This window comes from Capnocytophaga sputigena (assembly GCF_002302495.1).
GTDB classification, from domain to species: Bacteria; Bacteroidota; Bacteroidia; order Flavobacteriales; family Flavobacteriaceae; genus Capnocytophaga; species Capnocytophaga sputigena.
The window spans coordinates 2,256,241-2,274,274 of record NZ_CP022379.1; the positions used below are offsets into that span (position 1 = coordinate 2,256,241).

The window sequence follows — 18,034 nt, forward strand, 5'->3', positions numbered from 1 at the left end:
TTTTTATTTGAAGGCAAAGGTAGTAATAAATTTTCAATTAACAAGTTTTATAACTTACTTAAACTCAAATCTTATCTATACTCTCTTGCTTCTTATCCAAAAACTGGCACGTTAATTGCTGATTTTCCCGAAATTAAATATAAAAGCCCCAATTACATATTGCAATATTTTGAACAAAAAGGTTCATTTCCGCAGATTTTCCCTTTGGGGATAGGGGATATAAAAAAGAAACTTATGAAAAATAAATCGTTATTCATCGCTCTTTTCTCTTGTTTGCTGGCACCATTGTCGGCACAAACTTCAGATTTACCTTTCAAAGGAGGTGAATGGTTGCGTTTTAAGGTGAAATATGGTGTTTTCAATGCAAGTATTGCTACAATGTCGCTCAAAGAAGAGATGTATGGAGGCGAAAAAGTGTATCATGCTGTTGGAAAAGGGGCTACTACCGGCTTGGCACGCGTATTTTTTAAAGTAGATGATACTTATGAGAGTTATTTTGGTATTACCGATGGCAAACCGCGTCTTTTTATCCGCAATATCTATGAAGGGGGCTATACTAAGCACCTAAAAATGTACTTTAATCACACCGATAGCAAAGTGAAAATTCACAATGTGGAAAATGGTAAAGATACCGAAATTTCTTTCCAACCAGGGCTTCACGATGTCATTTCAGCTTTCTATGCACTCCGTCATCACCCCGATATCGAAAATATGAAAGTGGGCGGACAAATCACTTTGGATATGATTTTCGATGACGATGAAGTGTATAAATTCAAACTCAAACTCCTTGGTCGTGAGAAAGTAAAAACTCATTTTGGTACCGTAAATACGCTTAAATTTTGCCCGTTAGTGCAAGATGGTCGTGTGTTTAAAGAAGAAGAAAGTATTACAATGTGGATTACCGACGATAAGAATAAAGTACCTGTAAAACTACGTGCAGCCTTACGTGTAGGCTCTTTGGTAGCTGAACTTGATGGGTTTAACAATCTCAAAAATGAAACTGAATTGAAAAAAAAATAAGTATTTTATGTGTATAGTTTATTTTTTTTACGTATATTTGTACCCTCAAACAATATAAACTAAAATAAACAAATTATACTATGAAAAACTTGTTTTTAGCAGTCTCCGTTCTTCTTGCTTCTCTAGTGTACGGGCAAGATACAAGTGTAAAAAAGTTGATAAAACTTGCCGAAAAAGGCGATGTAAAAGCCCAATCGGAATTAGCTGAGGCTTACCTAAAAGGTAAAGGGGTAAAGCGCTCTTTTCAAGATGCTGCCCTTTGGCTTGAAAAAGTAGCTGAAACAGGTGATGCTCAAGCACAATACCAGCTTGCCCACCTTCATCTCGATGGTAAAGGGATGCCTAAATCCGAAGAAAAAGGTGCTGAATGGCTTGCTAAAGCTGCCGAAAATGGTAACCAAAAAGCCGAACAAGAACTCGCTCTCTGTTATCGCGATGGTCGTGGCGTTGCTCAGTCTACCGAAAAGTACTACGCTTGGATTGAAAAGAATGCCGATAATGAAAAAGCTGAAACTTTGCTTGATCTTGCCAAAGCCTATTACGCTGGCGATGGTGTGACTAAAGATGTGAACAAAGCTAAGTTTTGGGCTGAAAAAGCTGCTAAAAAAGGAAGTAAAGATGCTGATTTTCTCCTTGCTACTTGGGTGTACGAAACCAATCCTTCTAACCCCGATGGAATACAACGCTTGATGCAAGTTGCTGAAAAAGGTGATGCCGAGGCACAAGCAATGATAGGAGAGTCTTACCTCAATGGTAAAGGGGTAGAACAATCTGAAAGTAAAGCGATAGAATGGTTTGAGAAGGCAGCAGCCAAAGGTAATGCTACAGCACTCTATCATTTAGCTAATTTCTACTTCTATGGCAATAGTCCACTCATAGGTAAATTTCCTAAAAAAGCACTTGATTACTACACTCAAGCAGCTAATAAAGGCAATGTAGATGCTCAAAGACAATTGGCAGTATGCCTCTATAATGGTATTGGCGGAGCAGCTTCTCAACGCGATGCTTTCAACTGGATTCTCAAAGCAGTGAATGCTAATCCTTCTCCTATAACCGAAAATAATTTAGCTGTATGTTATGCTACAGGCAATGGCACACGCCAATCAGTAGCTCAGGCAGTAGAACTCTTCCGAAAAGCAGCTGATGCAGGCGATGTAACCGCTCAATATAACTTAGGAACTCTCTTGCTTGAAGAACCACAGCAAGATGTGAAAAAAGCCTTTGAATACCTTGAAAAAGCAGCCGCTCAAAACCACCTACTTGCACTTAAAAAATTAGGTGATTTGAACTTCACAGGAAAATATACAAATCAATCTTATGCTCGTGCTTTTGAGTATTACAATAAAGCTGCAAAACTTACTCCTACCCCTGAAAATCAAATGTTAGATTATTTCTATCAAGGGCAAGCCGATGCTTATGCTGATGTGCTTTTCACTCTCTCTCAATGCTATGCTGATGGTAAAGGAGTGAAAAAATCACCACGTGAAGCAGCTAAATGGGCGATGAAAGCTGCTGATTTGTCACACAAAGGAGCTTTTGATTGGTTGCTCAAAAAAGTAGAAGCAAACGATTTAAAAGAAACTCCTGAAGTTATCCTCACCGTTGCCGATGGTTATTTCTATGGCAAAGGAGTGAAAAAACAAAACGACAAAGCTTTTGCTCTATACGAAAAACTCGCCAAACAACAAGATAATACCCAAGCACAAAAACGCTTGATTGAATATTATTTTGAGGCGAAAAACCCTCAAAAAGATGAAGAAAAAGCAGTGTACTGGAGTGAACGTGTTGCTAAAAAAGGCGATGCTGAAACTCAGTACAATTTGGGCAAACACTATATGACTTTAGTGCCTGATGTAGCTCCTGCTCCTAAAGAAAAACCAGCTCCAGAACCTAAAACCCCTGCCCCTGCAAAAGGAAAAACAGCTACAGTTACTACTGCAGCTGCTACCGCTACTCCTACAACACGTACCAGAGTGCGCCCTTCAGCACGCCCTACAATAACAGAAAATACTCCTGCAAAGGTGCCTGCGGTGAACAACCGCACTGTTGCTCAACATAGAGTAGCACACAATGCCCCTGCCCCTAAAACCCCTATGAAACGCCTCAATGAACACAAAGGGGTACTTTGGCTCTCTAAAGCTGCCGAACAAAACAATGTAGCTGCACTCACTGAACTCGGTGCTTACTATGAAAGTAAACAAGATTTCGGTCAAGCGGTAACTCAATACCAAAAAGCTGCTCATCGCGAATACGCTGAAGGACAATACAAATTAGGAAATTGTTATTATAATGGTAGTGGTTTAGAACGCTCTAACGAAAAAGCTGCCGACTATTATAAACGCGCAGCCCGCCAAGGTTATGCGCCTGCACAATTCCGCTTGGGTAATTGCTATTATCACGGCGAAGGTATCCAGCAATCCGATGCTCGTGCTATCGATTGGTTTGATCAAGCCTGCGATAGTGGTGAAAAACAAGCCTGCGATATGCTAAAAGTTGCAGTAGCTAAAAAATAAATATTCACAACACTACAAATAAAAAAGCTGTCCAACTCTGGGCAGCTTTTTTATTATTATTCATCTTGTCTTACCTCATCCTTTTAAATCTATTGTGTGTCCATAAGTAGAACTCAGGGCGGTCATAAATTTGTCGGGTTATACGTTCAAAGAACATATCTGTGATTTGAAAATCTACATAATCGTTAGGTACTTCAGCTAAAACTTCAAAAGTTGTTTGATAATACCCGCGTTTTAGTTTTTCTATTTTAGCAAACACAATCACCGTATTCAAAGCCTTACCCAAGCGTTCTGCCCCAGTGAAAACAGGTACATTCAAACCTAAAAACGGACGTAAGTAGTTCTTTTTGTTGTTTGGAATCTGGTCGGAAGCAAATCCATAACAATATACATCGTGAGCATCTTTGTGTTTTTTCATCTCTCGGTGAGCGGTATAGCGCGGTAGCAAAAAGCTGTGATGTTTAGTACGTATTTTCTGTAAAAGTTTGTCAAAATAAGGATTGCTCAGCGGGGTATACAGAGCGTACGATTTGTGTTTAAGGAAGTAAGCCAATGAAAGTAACCATTCGTAACTTGCGTAATGGCTACACATAAACAAGATGTTGCGTTCCTCATTTTCGTATTTCTTCAAAACTTCCAAGTTAGGGAAAACCATACGTTTTTTCATTTCTTTTTCACTCATTCCGTACGATTTTACCATTTCTAAGAGGGTATCGCAAAAATGGTGGTAGAATTTGCGTTCGATGTCTAAAAGTTCAGTTTCAGTTTTAAAGGGGAAGGCAGTGCGTAAGTTTTTGCGTACCACTTTTACTCTGTATTTCAATAGAGTATATAGCACGAAGTACAAAAAGTCCGATACGCCATAGAGCATCCAAAAAGGCAACCGTGAGATTAGCCAGATAAGAGGAAAAGCGATAATATAGATAAATAAATTCATTTGAGTTCAAATTCAAGCCGCAAAGGTAAAAATAATTTGTCAAATAGCCAATTTGCTAATTTGCTAATTTGCTAATTCACAAATTATTCGTACTTTTGCCCCCGTTTTTAAATTATTAATTGTCAGTAGTCAATTATCAATTGCTAATTATTCTCTATGCTGAACGTTCACAATCTATCTGTTTCTTTTCAAGGTGAATACCTCTTTGAGGATGTTGCTTTTATGCTCAATGCAGGCGACCGTGTGGGGCTTATCGGTAAGAATGGAGCAGGTAAATCTACAATGCTCAAACTGCTTTCACGCGAACTAAAACCCGATACTGGGGGAATCGCTACCGATAAAGATGTGCGCATCGGTTTCCTTAAACAGGATATCGATTTTGTAAAAGGGCGCACTATCTTAGAAGAAGCCTATCAGGCATTTACCGAGATCAAAGCATTAGAACGCCAGTTAGACGATATCCATCATCAAATAGAAACTCGCACCGATTACGAGAGTCAAGAATACCACGATTTGCTCGATAAGCTAAGCGATTATACACATCGTTTTGATCTCATCGGGGGCTATCAGTACCAAGGTGAAACCGAAAAAGTATTACAAGGTCTTGGTTTCCAGCGTAGTGATTTTGATAAACTCACCGATAGCTTTTCAGGAGGTTGGCGTATGCGCATAGAGTTAGCAAAACTGCTCTTGCAGAACAACGATGTGTTGTTGCTGGACGAGCCTACGAACCACTTGGATATCGAGTCGATTATATGGTTGGAACAATTTCTCACAACTTATAGTGGGGCAGTGGTAATCGTCTCTCACGATAGGATGTTTCTCGATAATGTTACCAATCGCACTATCGAGATTTCAGTAGGCAAAATATACGATTACCCTAAACCCTACACTCAATTTTTGGCATTGCGCCAAGAAATACGTGAGCAACAACTCGCTTCACAAAAAAACCAAGAAAAGAAAATTCAGCAAACTGAAAAGCTGATTGAAAAATTCCGTGCAAAAGCTACTAAGGCTTCTATGGCGCAATCGCTGATGAAAAAACTTGACAAGATAGAACGCATAGAGGTAGATGAGGAAGATAACGCTGTGATGAATGTGCGCTTTCCCGTATCGGTAACTCCAGGGAAGGTGGTGCTCGAAATAGACAATGTGTCTAAAAACTACGGTGAAAAACAAGTGCTTAGCCACGTGAGTTTGCTTGTAGAACGCGGCAGTAAAGTAGCGTTTGTAGGGCAAAACGGACAAGGGAAAACTACCCTCGCCAAGATGATTGTAAGCGAAATTCCGTACGAAGGAACTATCAAGTTAGGTCACAATGTGCAATTGGGGTATTTTGCCCAAAATCAAGCCGACTATTTAGATGGCGAACTCACTGTGCTCGATACGATGTTCAACGCTGCTAACGATAGCAATCGTATGAAAATCCGCGATATTCTCGGCTCTTTCCTTTTCCGTGGCGATGAGGTAGATAAGAAAGTGAAAGTGCTTTCAGGGGGTGAGCGCAATCGCTTGGCATTGGCTAAAATGTTGCTGTCGGATTTCAATGTTTTGGTGATGGACGAGCCTACGAACCACTTGGATATCAAGAGCAAAAATGTGCTCAAAAAAGCACTTCAGCAATTCGAAGGAACACTCATCATCGTGTCGCACGACCGCGATTTCTTGCAAGGACTCACTGATAAAGTGTACGAATTTAAAAACCAACACCTTAAAGAATATTTGGGCGACATCGATTTCTATTTAGAGCAACGCGCTGTCACTAATTTCCGCGAAATAGAACAACCTAAAGAAACGACTACTCCTGCTACTAAAGCTGCTCAAACTCCTGAAAAACTATCTTTCGAAGAACAAAAACAACAGAAAGCAGCTCAAAACAAACTCAATAAAATAGAACGCAACATCACCCAGCTTGAACAGGAACTCAAGGTGATGAACGAACAAATGGGACAAGGTGTACAAACCGATGCGTTCTACAAACAGTACGAACAGAAAAAACAACAGTTGGAGGATTTAATGACCGAATGGGAATCTTTAATGAGTTAATCTATGCAACCTAAGAAAATCTTACTCTTTATCGTGGGGCTACTCGCTGCCCTTTTTGCAATGACCTTTTTCAGTCGTTATCACACCACTGCCAATGGTATGGTGCGTGAAGGCATTGCCTTTGGTGATGGGATGTTGCGCTATCCTACTCCCGATATTTTAGGAGAACTCTTCAAAGCTGATGAAAAAGAGAACAACAAACTCGATGAGCTTATCAAAGAAACTTCAGGTACTATCGTTGATGAGAAAACAAAAAACTTAGCAACTAACGATACTATCGAAAAAGATTCGCTGCATACCTTAGATACCAATGTAGAGGGTAAAATCTATTACCCTGGTAATAAAATTGATTATATCAAGCGCCTCAAAGCCAAGCTCACTCAGGGAGTGTGCCAAATTGTACACTATGGCGACTCTCAAATAGAAGGCGACCGCATTACAGCTTATATGCGCAACCGCTTGCAACTTTCCTATGGTGGGGGCGGACCTGGTTTCGTTCCTATCAAAGTAGTGTATAGCCAAAATAGTATAGATATTGTTGCTTCACCTAACTGGATGCGTTATGCTTTCTTCGATCGTAAACAGCGCAAAACTGTGAAACACAATAGCTACGGACTTTATGCTACTTATTCGCGCTTTACACCTTATGTGAAAGATACAGCTTTGTTGAAACCTACAAAGGCATCCTTTACAATTAAACCTTCTAAAAAATCCTACGCACGCCTACAAAACTACACTAAATTTGGCTTGCACTATGGCAATGCCGTCAGCCGAACTGCAATTAAGGTATATCAAGGAAAAAATGTAATTAAAATTGATACCCTTATCGCCGATGGTAAATACCATAACTATCAACTGAATTTCGCTACTACCCCCGAAGAATTACGCGTAGAATTAGAAGCGCGTGTAAGTCCTGATTTCTATGGAATTACGCTTGATGCTGCTTCAGGAGTGCGTGCCGATAACGTGGCAATGCGCGGTGAAGCAGGGCGTATTTTCACCCGTATGAACTATGAGAATTACCGCCAAATGTCTGCTGTTCGTAAACCCGATCTCTTTATTTTTGAGTTCGGGGGCAATACAATTCCTTATATGAAAACTGACCAGCAGCTGAAAGACTATGTTGAAGGGCTCATTTTCAATATGAAATGGGTAAAACGCGCCAATCCTAATGCGATGTTTATGCTCATAGGTAATGGCGATATGACCACCTCGCGCAATGGCAAACGTATCACTTATCCTTACGTCCCTAAACTCAACGATTTGATGAAAGAAGAGTGTATGAAAAACGATATAGCGTATTTCAGTATGTATGAAGCTATGGGAGGTGAAAACTCTATGATTACGTGGGTTAAAGAAGGTATGGCTGCTGCCGATTATGTCCATTTTAGCCCTAAAGGAACTAAACTTATTTCAGAAGTGTTTTATCAATGTCTACATAACGACCTCGCGGCGGTAGAATAACAGATTTTATGACAGACTTTTTCAACAATTTCTTTACTTTTAATCCTGAACATCCGCTTACCTTTGTGCGGATAGACTTCTGGATATTCTTCGTCTTGGTATATGCCATTTTTGCTCTAATTTACAAACGCCGACACCTGCGCAATCTGTTTTTGCTACTCGCTAGTTTTTATTTCTATTACAAGGCAAGCGGTCTCTTTGTATTGCTATTGGTGTTCAGTACTGTTACCGATTTTTATCTGGGGCATTACATCTATCGCCAAACTGAAGAACGCCATCGCAAAATAGCTGTAACCGTGAGCGTTTGCTTGAATTTGTTTGTGTTAGCATATTTCAAATACGCTTATTTCTTTACCGATACTTACAACGCGCTATTCCATACCCATCATCAAACTTTTAACTATTTGGCTTATTGGGCAAATGGTTTTAGCAATCAGGGGTATTTCACTGTCGATAAAATAATTCTGCCCGTAGGGATTTCTTTCTATACTTTCCAAACGATTAGTTATACAGTAGATGTCTATCGCAACAAAGTAACACCGCTCAAATCTATACTCGATTTTGGTTTCTATGTGAGTTTCTTCCCTCAACTTGTAGCAGGACCTATCGTGCGTGCCGAAGAGTTTGTGCCTCAAATTCTTAAAAAAACAGTTGTTTCTAAAGAAGAGTTTAACAAGGCAATATTTTTCATTCTCAAAGGGCTTATCAAAAAGATGATTTTTGCCGATTTCATCGCTTTGCACTTCTTAGACAAAGTATTCGATGCCCCTTCTATGCACACGGGCTTTGCTAATGTACTGGCTCTCATAGGCTATTCGTTGCAAATCTATGGCGATTTCTCTGGTTATACTGATATAGCCATAGGGGTGGCACTGCTAATGGGTTTTCAATTGCCCGTAAACTTCAATTCGCCTTATAAAGCACTGAACTGCGGCGATTTCTGGAAACGTTGGCATATCTCCCTTTCCACTTGGCTAAAAGACTATTTGTACATTCCATTAGGAGGTAACCGCAATAGTACCATAGGTACTTTCGTCTTCTCTTTGCTTTTTGTAGTGATTTTGGTAGTAGCTATCAACAATCTAGCATTCACCCTTATCACAGGGCTACTATTAGTAGCGGGTTCTGCAGTTGCTTTCTTTTATAAACCTTTTGAACGTTACCTCACTACCAATATCAACATTATGCTCACAATGCTCATTGGGGGCTTGTGGCACGGTGCGTCGTGGAAGTTTGTCATCTGGGGCGGACTCAATGGTTTGGGGGTGGTAGCTTATAAGTATTGGCGTAAGGTTAGTCCGTATGAGAACAGCAACTTGTGGGTAGCACGTGTTTGGAAAATAGCCTTTACCTTTGCTTTTATTACTTTCACCCGAGTGTTTTTCCGCAGTAATGATATGGAGAGCGTGAATCAATGGTTTGACCAAGTCGCTCATAATATGGACTGGGGTTCGGCTATGCAAGTGATGAAGTACAACAATATCAGTTTAGGGATTATTCTCATAGGCTATATCACCCATTGGTTACCACAAAGTTGGAAAAACTATACCGAGCACGTCTTTTCCGAGAGTCATTACGTGGTAAAAACAGCCATCGCTTTAGTGGTAGTGTTGATATGTTATCAAGCCTATTCTACCGATATACAGCCATTTATCTATTTTCAGTTTTAATCGAGAATTAGGATTTAGGAATCAATAATCAGCTTTTTTCGTCTGTCTACTCCCTCCGAGACCCTCAGAAATCTTTCAAGATTTCCTGAGTTTCTCCCTATAATATTCTCTCTATTTTTATCTAATTTGCTAATTCTCAAATTTGCAAATTTCCAAATTATTCGTATTTTTGCCGATTGAAAGGGCTGTTACGCCCACTCTATTAACGTAATAATCATAGAAAAATGAGTTGCAATACTTGCACACACAATACAAATAATAGTTGTAATACAAACTGCGGAGCCCGTAGCTTTGGCACTGCCAAACTATCTGTTTTTGATTGGCTGGCAAATACCCAACTCCTTGGCGGACAAGAGTATTTTGATTGCGTAGAAGTGCGCTTCAAGAACAGTCGTAAGGAGTATTTTCGCAATGTAGATAAATTGCCCCTCCAAATGGGCGATGTAGTAGCTACCGAAGCTCCTTCAGGGCACGATGTAGGGGTAGTAACCCTCACTGGTGAATTAGTGCGTTCGCAAATGAAAAAGCGCAAAGTGGATTGGGAGGGCGAGATACCACGTGTGTATCGCAAAGCCAATCAGCACGATATCGATGTGTGGCAACAGTCACGAGCTAAAGAGATAGAAGTGCAAAAACAATCGCGTGAATTAGCTATTGCCTTGGGCTTAGAGATGAAAATCTCCGATGTAGAATTTCAAGGCGACGGCTCTAAAGCAACGTTCTACTATACTGCCGAGGGGCGTGTAGATTTCCGTCAGCTCATCAAGGATATGGCAAAAGCCTTTTCGGTGCGTATAGAAATGCGACAAATAGGTTTCCGTCAAGAGGCTGCTCGTTTAGGTGGGATAGGCTCTTGTGGTCGTGAACTTTGCTGCTCTACTTGGCTCACCGATTTCAGAAGCGTTTCTACATCTGCAGCGCGTTACCAGCAATTGTCCCTCAACCCTCAAAAACTCGCAGGGCAGTGTGGCAAACTCAAATGCTGTTTAAACTTCGAACTCGATACTTATCTCGATGCCTTACAAGATTTTCCTCGTACCGATGTGAAACTCCACACACAGCGCGGTATGGCATCGTGCCAAAAAATAGATATTTTCAAGCGTTTAATGTGGTTCACTTATGACGAGAACCCTATCACTTGGCACAAACTGTCAGTAGATAGCGTAAAGGAAATCATAGAGATTAACAAAGAGGGGGAACCTATTGAGGAATTAGAAGAGTACGCTATAGTTACCGATTTGTCCTCTCGCAAGAATAGTTCGGCTTATGATGGTATGGAACTCGCTCCAGTAGAGGAAGATAGCATTACCCGTTTCGATACACCTAAACGCAAAAAAAGCAAGCGTAACAACAAGAAAAACAGTAACCCCAATAAACCTCAGAGGGATAACAAAACCCAACAGGCGCAAGCACAAGGGCAACAAAATCAGCCTAATCAAGCACAATCAGGGCAGCCTAACAAAAAGAAACAACAACCTAAGCCTAAGAATAACAGCAACAATGCCAATAACAACAGCAATAATGCTAACAACAATGGCAATAACAATCCTAATGCTGCTAAGAAAAAGTTTAATAATAAGAACAACAAACCTAAAGCTCCTAATGCCGATAAACCTAAAAATGAGAACGCTTAGTCTATTACTACTATGGGTACTTCTTGTGTCTTGCCAAAGTGGGGTAACCTACAGCGAATATGTATCCTTGCCCAATGGTTGGACTAAAAATGAGCCAGTAACTTTTCTGATAGAGGAAAATGATACTTTGGCTAAGAAAAACCTATTTATAATGTTGCGCAACGATGAGCATTACGAGTTTAGTAATATCTACCTGATTGCCAAAATGGAAGTGCCTAATAGCGATAAGGTAATTGTCGATACTTTGCAATATGAAATGGCAACCCCCGAAGGCAAATGGTTGGGTGATGGGTATTCGGCAGTGAAAGAGAGCAAATTGTGGTACAAAGAGCAGTTTGCTTTCCCTGCTAAAGGTAAGTACAACATCAAAATAGAACAAGCAATGCGCAAGATTGGTGATAATGAGGGAGTGCCAGTACTCAAAGGAATCATCGAAGTAGGGCTACGCGAAGAAACTAATAAATGATTGCCTAATATAGAAGAGTTTTATCTAGTCTCAAATTCGTGTAAACTCTTGGGAGACTTTTAGCTAACACTTGATTTAGGTAAAAAAATAATAAACTATGAAAAAAGAAAACAGCACAAACAATACTAGTAGCACCCGCAAGTCTAAAAAAGGACTCAGTGCAGTGGTGAGATGGTTTTGGTATATTTTTATAGCAGGTGTAGTAGGGGTGTTATTGCTCTTTGTATCAGCATCTTTTGGTTTGTTGGGCGAAATGCCCGACTTCCAACACTTGGAAAATCCTGAAACTAATTTAGCTACCGAAATCGTTACCGCCGATGGTAAATCTTTAGGGAAATTCTATTTAGATGAAAATCGTACTCCTATCAAATTCAAAGACTTACCTAAGCACTTAGTCGATGCGCTCATCGCTACCGAAGACGAACGTTTCTATAAGCATTCAGGGATAGATGTGCGTGGTACGCTGCGCGCAATGGCGTATTTAGGCAAAAAAGGTGGGGCATCTACCATCTCACAACAGTTGGCTAAACAGCTTTTTCACAAAGAAAAGACTAGAGGGGTAGCCCGTTATACTCAAAAGATAAAAGAATGGGTGATCGCTACTCGCCTTGAAAAACAATATACTAAAGAAGAGATATTGGCAATGTATTTCAATATCTACGACTTCAATAACAATGCCGATGGCATACGCTCAGCGGCTAAAATTTACTTCGATAAAGAACCTAAAAACCTCAAAATAGAAGAAGGGGCAATGTTAGTGGGAATGTTCAAAAACTCTGCCCTCTACAATCCCGTAAAAAATAAAGAAGGGGTAACCAATCGCCGCAACGTGGTACTCGCCCAAATGGCTAAGAACAACTATATCACTCAAGAACAAAAAGATTCTTTGCAAAAATTGCCATTGAAGATTAAGTTTACCCCCGAAAGTCATAATGATGGGATGGCAACCTACTTCCGTGAGTATCTGCGTTCTTATATGAAAACGTGGATTGACCAAAACCCTAAACCCGATGGTACTAAACACAATCTTTACCTCGATGGATTGAAAGTCTATACCACTATTGATTCTAAGATGCAGGCTTATGCCGAGGCTGCTGTGAAAGCTCATATGAAACAGCTGCAAAAAGCCTTCGATGCCGAGAATAACCCTAAGAAAAATGCTACTTATCCTTTTGTAAAAGTCTCTAAAGAAGAGTATAAAAACCTGATGGAGCGCGCGATGAAAAATTCTAATCGCTGGATACATCTTAAATATTTAGGATATTCCGAAAAAGAAATCCGCGAATCCTTTGATAAGAAAGTAGAGATGCGTGTGTTCAGTTGGAAAGGTGAAAAAGATACTATTATGACCCCACGCGACTCTATATTGTACTACAAAGCTTATTTGCGTACGGGTATGATGTCTATGGAACCTCAAACAGGACATATCAAAGCATGGGTAGGAGGTATCAACTACAAGCACTTCCAATACGATCAAGTGGTACAAGGCGCTCGCCAAACAGGTTCTGCTTTCAAACCTTTTGTATATGCTACTGCTATCGACCAGTTGCACTATTCGCCTTGTTTGGAACTTCCTGATATCCTAACTTGTGTGGAAGCTAATAAATATGGCAATGTACAAGCGTGGTGTCCGCGTAACTCTACGGGTAATTTCACCGGTAAGATGATGACCCTCAAATACGCTTTGGCAAACTCGGTGAACTCTATTACCGTAAATCTAATGGACAAAGTGGGACCTATACCTGTTATCAATTTGGTGCGAAAACTCGGTATCACTTCTAATATACCCGAAATGCCTTCTATAGCCTTAGGTACTGCCGATGCTACAGTCTTCCAAATGGTAGGCGCTTATGGCACCTTTGCTAATGAGGGTGTATATGTAAAACCAGTGTTGGTAACTCGTATAGAAGATAAGAATGGTACAGTACTATTCGAGAACACTCCCGAAACTCACGATGTAGTAAGTGCTGAAGTAGCACGTGCAGTGGTAAACTTGATGGAGGGTGTTACACGTTATGGTTCAGGGGCGCGCTTGCGTACCAAAGGAGCTGAAACTTACAATGCGATTTATAAGAATGTGATGACTGGTTATCCTTATCAGTTTACGAACCCTATTGCAGGTAAAACAGGAACAACCCAAAACAACAGTGATGGTTGGTTTATAGGTATGGTACCTAACCTTGTTACTGGTGTTTGGGTAGGAGGGGAAGACCGCGCGATACACTTCCGCACAACTGCCTACGGTCAAGGGGCTACTATGGCACTCCCTATATTCGGTTACTATATGAAAAAATGTTATGCCGATAAAGATTTGAACGTTTCTAAAGGAGCATTTCCCGCCCCTCAAAACAAAGAAATCCCTATAGATTGTAATAAAGAAAAAGAAGGGGGTACAGAAGAACCCGAAATCGATTTTTAGAGAAACGAAATACTTTTTTGAGCGAATATTTGCGTCTTTGTAATATTTTTAGTAGTTTTGTCGCCCTTACGATAATAAACTAAAAAACGCTCTTACATTATTTAAGAATATGAAACTTGGAAAATATACTCTTACTACCCTCGCTTGTTTGCTTTTAGGTAGTATGCCTATGCAGGCGCAATACTCTCAAAAAGACACTATAAATAAAAACCCTAAACGTGAAGGGTTGCGCAAACTCAACGATAATCCTAATATAAAAAAATACGATGAAAAATGGCTGAAAGAATTATCAAATTCTGATTTGTTCTTTCAGATGAGTGAAGATGTAGCCGCTACCCCTACCGATGTAGATTACAGCGAGTTGCCCACCGAAGTACTCAAAGAACGCTTGCGCAAGCTCAACGAGAAAACACCTTTTAATGTGGAGTATAATCCCGTATTAGAACAGGTGATCAAATCGTTTTTGAAAAACCGCCGTTCTTCCTTGGAACGCCTGATGAGCCTCAGTGATTACTATTTCCCAATGTTCGAGCAGGAAATGAGTAACCAAAAAATCCCTCTTGAAATGAAGTACCTTGCCATTATTGAATCTGCTTTGAACCCTAAAGCGCGTTCGCGTGCAGGGGCTACAGGTTTGTGGCAATTTATGTATGCTACCGGTAAAAGCTATGGTTTAGAGGTGAATAACTATGTTGATGAACGCAGCGACCCCGTTCGTTCTACTAAAGCAGCAGCCAAATACTTAAATGAACTCTACAAAATATTTGGTGACTGGGATTTAACTCTCGCTGCCTACAACTCAGGACCTGGTAATGTAACCAAAGCTATACGCCGTTCTAATGGCAAGACTAACTATTGGAATTTGCGCCCCTATCTTCCTCGTGAAACAGCGGGATATGTCCCTGCCTTCTTGGCAACACTCTATATTTTTGAATATGCTAAAGAACACGGCTTCAAACCTCAAAAGCGCGCCAATCACCTTTTCCAAACTGATACCATTCGTGTAAAACAAGCAATTCCGTTTAAGGATATAGCCGAAATTACAGGTATGGATGTACAAGATATTCAGTTTTTTAATCCTTCATATCAGTTAGATGTAGTGCCTTATGTAGAAGGACGTAACTATGCGGTGCGCTTGCCTATTTCAGAGATAGGTAAATTTGTAGCCAATGAACAAGCTATCTACAACTATCTAAACGAACAAAAAGCCCAACGCGAACAAATACTTCCAGAAGTAGCTAAAGGAGAACAATATGCAGGAGGTAAATCTACTAAAAAAACGATTTACACGGTGAAAAAAGGCGATAACTTGGGTAAAATCGCAAGTCGCCACGGCGTGAGTATCAATAATCTCAAACGTTGGAACCGAATGAAAAGCAATAAAGTACGCGTAGGTCAACGACTTTCTATTTACAAGTAATAGAACTTACAATAAAAATTAGACAAAATGAAGAGAAGAGCTTTATTAAAATTATTGGGGCTTTTTTCGGCAGTGCGAGGCTACAATATCGCAATGGTGTGCGTAGCTCAGTACTTAGCGTCTATCTTCGTACTTTCTAAACAATCTTGGCGAGAAGTCCTCTCCGATACTCACTTGCTAATGTTAGTCATTGCAGGGGCTTTAGCTATCGCAGGAGGGTATATTATCAATGGTTTTTACGACAAAGATAAAGACCTGATTAATAAACCTACCCAAACGATGATCAATCATTTGGTAAGTCAGAATACCAAGCTCACACTTTATTTTTTACTCAATTTTCTCTCAGTGATTGTAGCTAGCTACGTGTCGTTTAGAGCAGTAGTTTTCTTTTCGGGTTACATTTTCACTATGTGGCTTTATTCACATCGTATCAAGAAGTTACTACTCTGGGGGAATCTCACTTCGGCAAGTTTAGCCATTATACCTTTCTTCGCAGTATTTGTGTATTATCGCAATTTTGAAACAGTTATTTTCGCACACGCTTTACTCATTTTTCTGTTGATGCTCACCAAAGAGTTCATCAAAGACTTGCAAAATATCAAAGGTGATCTCACTCACAACTACGCCACAATCCCCGTGGTCTATGGCGAACGTTTTGCTAAAAAACTCATTATCCTCACTGTATTGCTCTGCTTTCTGCCTATCTATTGGCTACTCCATAGCTTCCCCATATTCAAACTCACATACTTCCTCTACTTTACAATGCTCTATTTATTGTTTTTTGTAGTTTTTCTTTGGAAAAGCCAAACCCAACCTCAATACAGAGCTTTACACAATATGCTTAGAGTGATTCTCATAATGGGAGTCTTTAGTGTAATATTAGTAAAGCAAATCAATAGTTAAAAAATAGCATATTGTTTCATTGAAAGCTATAATAATAGTCTTTTTTTGGATTGTCCCCCTTCGGGGGTTCGGGGGCTATCACTCAGGATTGTCCCCTTCGGGGGTTCGGGGGTTCACACCTCGTATTTTGCGTTTTTTGTCGATAAAATCAGCCTTTCTGTCGATATTATTTGCCTAAATCTCTACTTCACCTTACCTTTGCACCATAGTTTTAAAGCAGCATATAGGTCTCATTTTCCAAACTTTAACAAAAGATTAACGCCATTCCACACTTGCCTATAACTATTTTTGAACTACTTTTGCCAATAACCCTTATTCTTACCCTCTAATTCCAACCTCATCTACTTTCTCCGACTTGTCCCAAAACTAACACTAACAACTAATAATTAAAGTATAATGAATAAAATCTTTTTAACAGCAACAACCGCTATCGCATTGGTAGCTTGTAATAATGGAAATCAACACCAACAAAAATCAAAAGGACCTGAGGCTTATCCAGTGATTGTAGTAGGTGAACAAAATACGGTTTCTCAACTCTCTTATCCAGTGAATATTGAAGGCGTGGTGAATAGTGCTGTACAAGCCAAAATATCAGGTTATATCACTAAGGTATTAGTAGACGAAGGTCAGGTAGTAACTCAAGGGCAACCCTTGTTTCAGTTAGAAACACAAACCCTTAACCAGTCGGCAGCCTCAGCAAAAGCAGCGGTAGAGGTCGCTAAGGTAGAAGTAGATAAATTAGTGCCCTTGGTAGAAAAAAACATCGTGAGTCCCGTGCAATTAGCAACAGCCAAAGCCAACTTGCAACGCGCTCAAGCTGCCTACAACGAGGTGACCAGCAATATCGGTTTTGCCGTAGTGAAAGCACCTGTAAATGGAGTAGTAGGAGCAATCAACTTCCGAGAAGGTGCTTTAGTAACCGCCAATAACACAGTACTCACTACTGTTTCTGATGTGAAAGAGGTATATGCTTATTTTTCAATGAACGAAAAAGAATACCTCGACTTTTTAGCTAATACCGAAGGCAAAACTACTGCCGAAAAACTCAAAAACCTGCCTGAGGCTTCTTTGGTATTAGCTAACGGAAAAGAATATGCCGAAAAAGGTAAAATTCAAGCGGTAACCGGACAAATTGACCCCTCTACAGGTAGCATACAGTTCCGCGCTACTTTCCCTAATCCTAACAAATTGCTCACTAATGGCAATAGCGGAACCATTAAAATACCCCAACATTTTAGTAATTCACTTGTAATTCCCGAGGTCGCTACTTTTGAACAACAAGGAAAAGTATTTGTATATCGCGTAGCCGAAAAAGACTCCTTGCGACAAACCGTCATCACACTTAAAAACCGCGCTGATAATTATGCAGTTGTAGAAAGCGGACTCAAAAAAGGTGACACCATCCTCGCACAAGGTCTCAACAAAGTACATACCGGTACCGTGATCAAACCCCAACCTATCTCAATGGAAGAGCTTGTAAAGAAAATACAACCCATTTTTTAAACAAAAGTGAAGAGTGAAAAGCCGCTTTTGCTTCACTAC

At 40.1% G+C, this 18,034-nt stretch carries 12 protein-coding genes; 11 read left to right on the forward strand and 1 reads right to left on the reverse strand.

The annotated features are described in order from the left end of the window. The first annotated feature begins 234 nt into the window (after nucleotides 1-234). Both CGC57_RS10215 and CGC57_RS10220 read left to right on the forward strand, forming a co-directional pair. Nucleotides 235-1,020 (forward strand): DUF3108 domain-containing protein, encoded by a 786-nt coding sequence (locus CGC57_RS10215; RefSeq protein WP_095899503.1) that lies wholly within the window; start codon nucleotides 235-237, stop codon nucleotides 1,018-1,020. Between the two features lie 80 nt (nucleotides 1,021-1,100). Beyond that, complete coding sequence (locus CGC57_RS10220) at nucleotides 1,101-3,533, forward strand: tetratricopeptide repeat protein (RefSeq protein ID WP_095899030.1); 2,433 nt, start codon at nucleotides 1,101-1,103, stop codon at nucleotides 3,531-3,533. A 70-nt stretch (nucleotides 3,534-3,603) separates the two neighbouring features. Here CGC57_RS10220 and CGC57_RS10225 read toward each other — a convergent pair whose 3' ends face one another. Beyond that, nucleotides 3,604-4,470, reverse strand: a complete 867-nt coding sequence (locus CGC57_RS10225; protein ID WP_095899031.1) for a lysophospholipid acyltransferase family protein — start codon at nucleotides 4,468-4,470, stop codon at nucleotides 3,604-3,606. Between the two features lie 156 nt (nucleotides 4,471-4,626). Here CGC57_RS10225 and abc-f point away from each other — a divergent pair, with 156 nt between their 5' ends. The 9 genes from abc-f to CGC57_RS10270 all read left to right on the forward strand — a co-directional run bounded on the left by abc-f (nucleotide 4,627) and on the right by CGC57_RS10270 (nucleotide 17,995). Next, a complete protein-coding gene (abc-f, locus tag CGC57_RS10230) occupies nucleotides 4,627-6,516 on the forward strand; it encodes a ribosomal protection-like ABC-F family protein (RefSeq protein ID WP_095899032.1) in 1,890 nt (629 codons plus the stop codon). Between the two features lie 3 nt (nucleotides 6,517-6,519). After that, nucleotides 6,520-7,980, forward strand: coding sequence for an SGNH/GDSL hydrolase family protein (locus CGC57_RS10235; protein WP_095899033.1), 1,461 nt, complete (start codon nucleotides 6,520-6,522; stop codon nucleotides 7,978-7,980). Nucleotides 7,981-7,988: 8 nt separating this feature from the next. Continuing rightward, nucleotides 7,989-9,650, forward strand: coding sequence for an MBOAT family O-acyltransferase (locus tag CGC57_RS10240; RefSeq protein WP_095899034.1), 1,662 nt, complete (start codon nucleotides 7,989-7,991; stop codon nucleotides 9,648-9,650). Nucleotides 9,651-9,874: 224 nt separating this feature from the next. Beyond that, complete coding sequence (locus CGC57_RS10245) at nucleotides 9,875-11,284, forward strand: PSP1 domain-containing protein (RefSeq protein WP_198537257.1); 1,410 nt, start codon at nucleotides 9,875-9,877, stop codon at nucleotides 11,282-11,284. Further along, on the forward strand, nucleotides 11,271-11,750 hold the full coding sequence (locus CGC57_RS10250; protein ID WP_095899035.1) for a gliding motility lipoprotein GldH: 480 nt from the start codon (nucleotides 11,271-11,273) through the stop codon (nucleotides 11,748-11,750). Before CGC57_RS10245 ends, CGC57_RS10250 begins: the two co-directional genes overlap by 14 nt. 97 nt (nucleotides 11,751-11,847) lie before the next feature. After that, on the forward strand, nucleotides 11,848-14,169 hold the full coding sequence (locus CGC57_RS10255; protein ID WP_095899036.1) for a penicillin-binding protein 1A: 2,322 nt from the start codon (nucleotides 11,848-11,850) through the stop codon (nucleotides 14,167-14,169). Between the two features lie 109 nt (nucleotides 14,170-14,278). After that, the gene (locus CGC57_RS10260) at nucleotides 14,279-15,589 is read left to right on the forward strand and encodes a lytic transglycosylase domain-containing protein (RefSeq protein ID WP_095899037.1); all 1,311 of its coding nucleotides are present in this window, start codon (nucleotides 14,279-14,281) and stop codon (nucleotides 15,587-15,589) included. A gap of 27 nt (nucleotides 15,590-15,616) precedes the next feature. Further along, entirely contained in the window at nucleotides 15,617-16,492 is an 876-nt protein-coding gene (locus CGC57_RS10265) for a geranylgeranylglycerol-phosphate geranylgeranyltransferase (protein WP_095899038.1), read from the forward strand. Between the two features lie 396 nt (nucleotides 16,493-16,888). Beyond that, the gene (locus tag CGC57_RS10270) at nucleotides 16,889-17,995 is read left to right on the forward strand and encodes an efflux RND transporter periplasmic adaptor subunit (protein ID WP_095899039.1); all 1,107 of its coding nucleotides are present in this window, start codon (nucleotides 16,889-16,891) and stop codon (nucleotides 17,993-17,995) included. Nucleotides 17,996-18,034 lie beyond the last annotated feature (39 nt).

Bases quoted from the DNA above. Each gene is read 5' to 3' on its own strand.
- CGC57_RS10215 (WP_095899503.1), top strand. From the start codon at position 235: ATGAAAAATAAATCGTTATTCATCGCTCTTTTCTCTTGTTTGCTGGCA.
- CGC57_RS10220 (WP_095899030.1), top strand. From the start codon at position 1,101: ATGAAAAACTTGTTTTTAGCAGTCTCCGTTCTTCTTGCTTCTCTAGTG.
- CGC57_RS10225 (WP_095899031.1), bottom strand. From the start codon at position 4,470: ATGAATTTATTTATCTATATTATCGCTTTTCCTCTTATCTGGCTAATC.
- abc-f (WP_095899032.1), top strand. From the start codon at position 4,627: ATGCTGAACGTTCACAATCTATCTGTTTCTTTTCAAGGTGAATACCTC.
- CGC57_RS10235 (WP_095899033.1), top strand. From the start codon at position 6,520: ATGCAACCTAAGAAAATCTTACTCTTTATCGTGGGGCTACTCGCTGCC.
- CGC57_RS10240 (WP_095899034.1), top strand. From the start codon at position 7,989: ATGACAGACTTTTTCAACAATTTCTTTACTTTTAATCCTGAACATCCG.
- CGC57_RS10245 (WP_198537257.1), top strand. From the start codon at position 9,875: ATGAGTTGCAATACTTGCACACACAATACAAATAATAGTTGTAATACA.
- CGC57_RS10250 (WP_095899035.1), top strand. From the start codon at position 11,271: ATGAGAACGCTTAGTCTATTACTACTATGGGTACTTCTTGTGTCTTGC.
- CGC57_RS10255 (WP_095899036.1), top strand. From the start codon at position 11,848: ATGAAAAAAGAAAACAGCACAAACAATACTAGTAGCACCCGCAAGTCT.
- CGC57_RS10260 (WP_095899037.1), top strand. From the start codon at position 14,279: ATGAAACTTGGAAAATATACTCTTACTACCCTCGCTTGTTTGCTTTTA.
- CGC57_RS10265 (WP_095899038.1), top strand. From the start codon at position 15,617: ATGAAGAGAAGAGCTTTATTAAAATTATTGGGGCTTTTTTCGGCAGTG.
- CGC57_RS10270 (WP_095899039.1), top strand. From the start codon at position 16,889: ATGAATAAAATCTTTTTAACAGCAACAACCGCTATCGCATTGGTAGCT.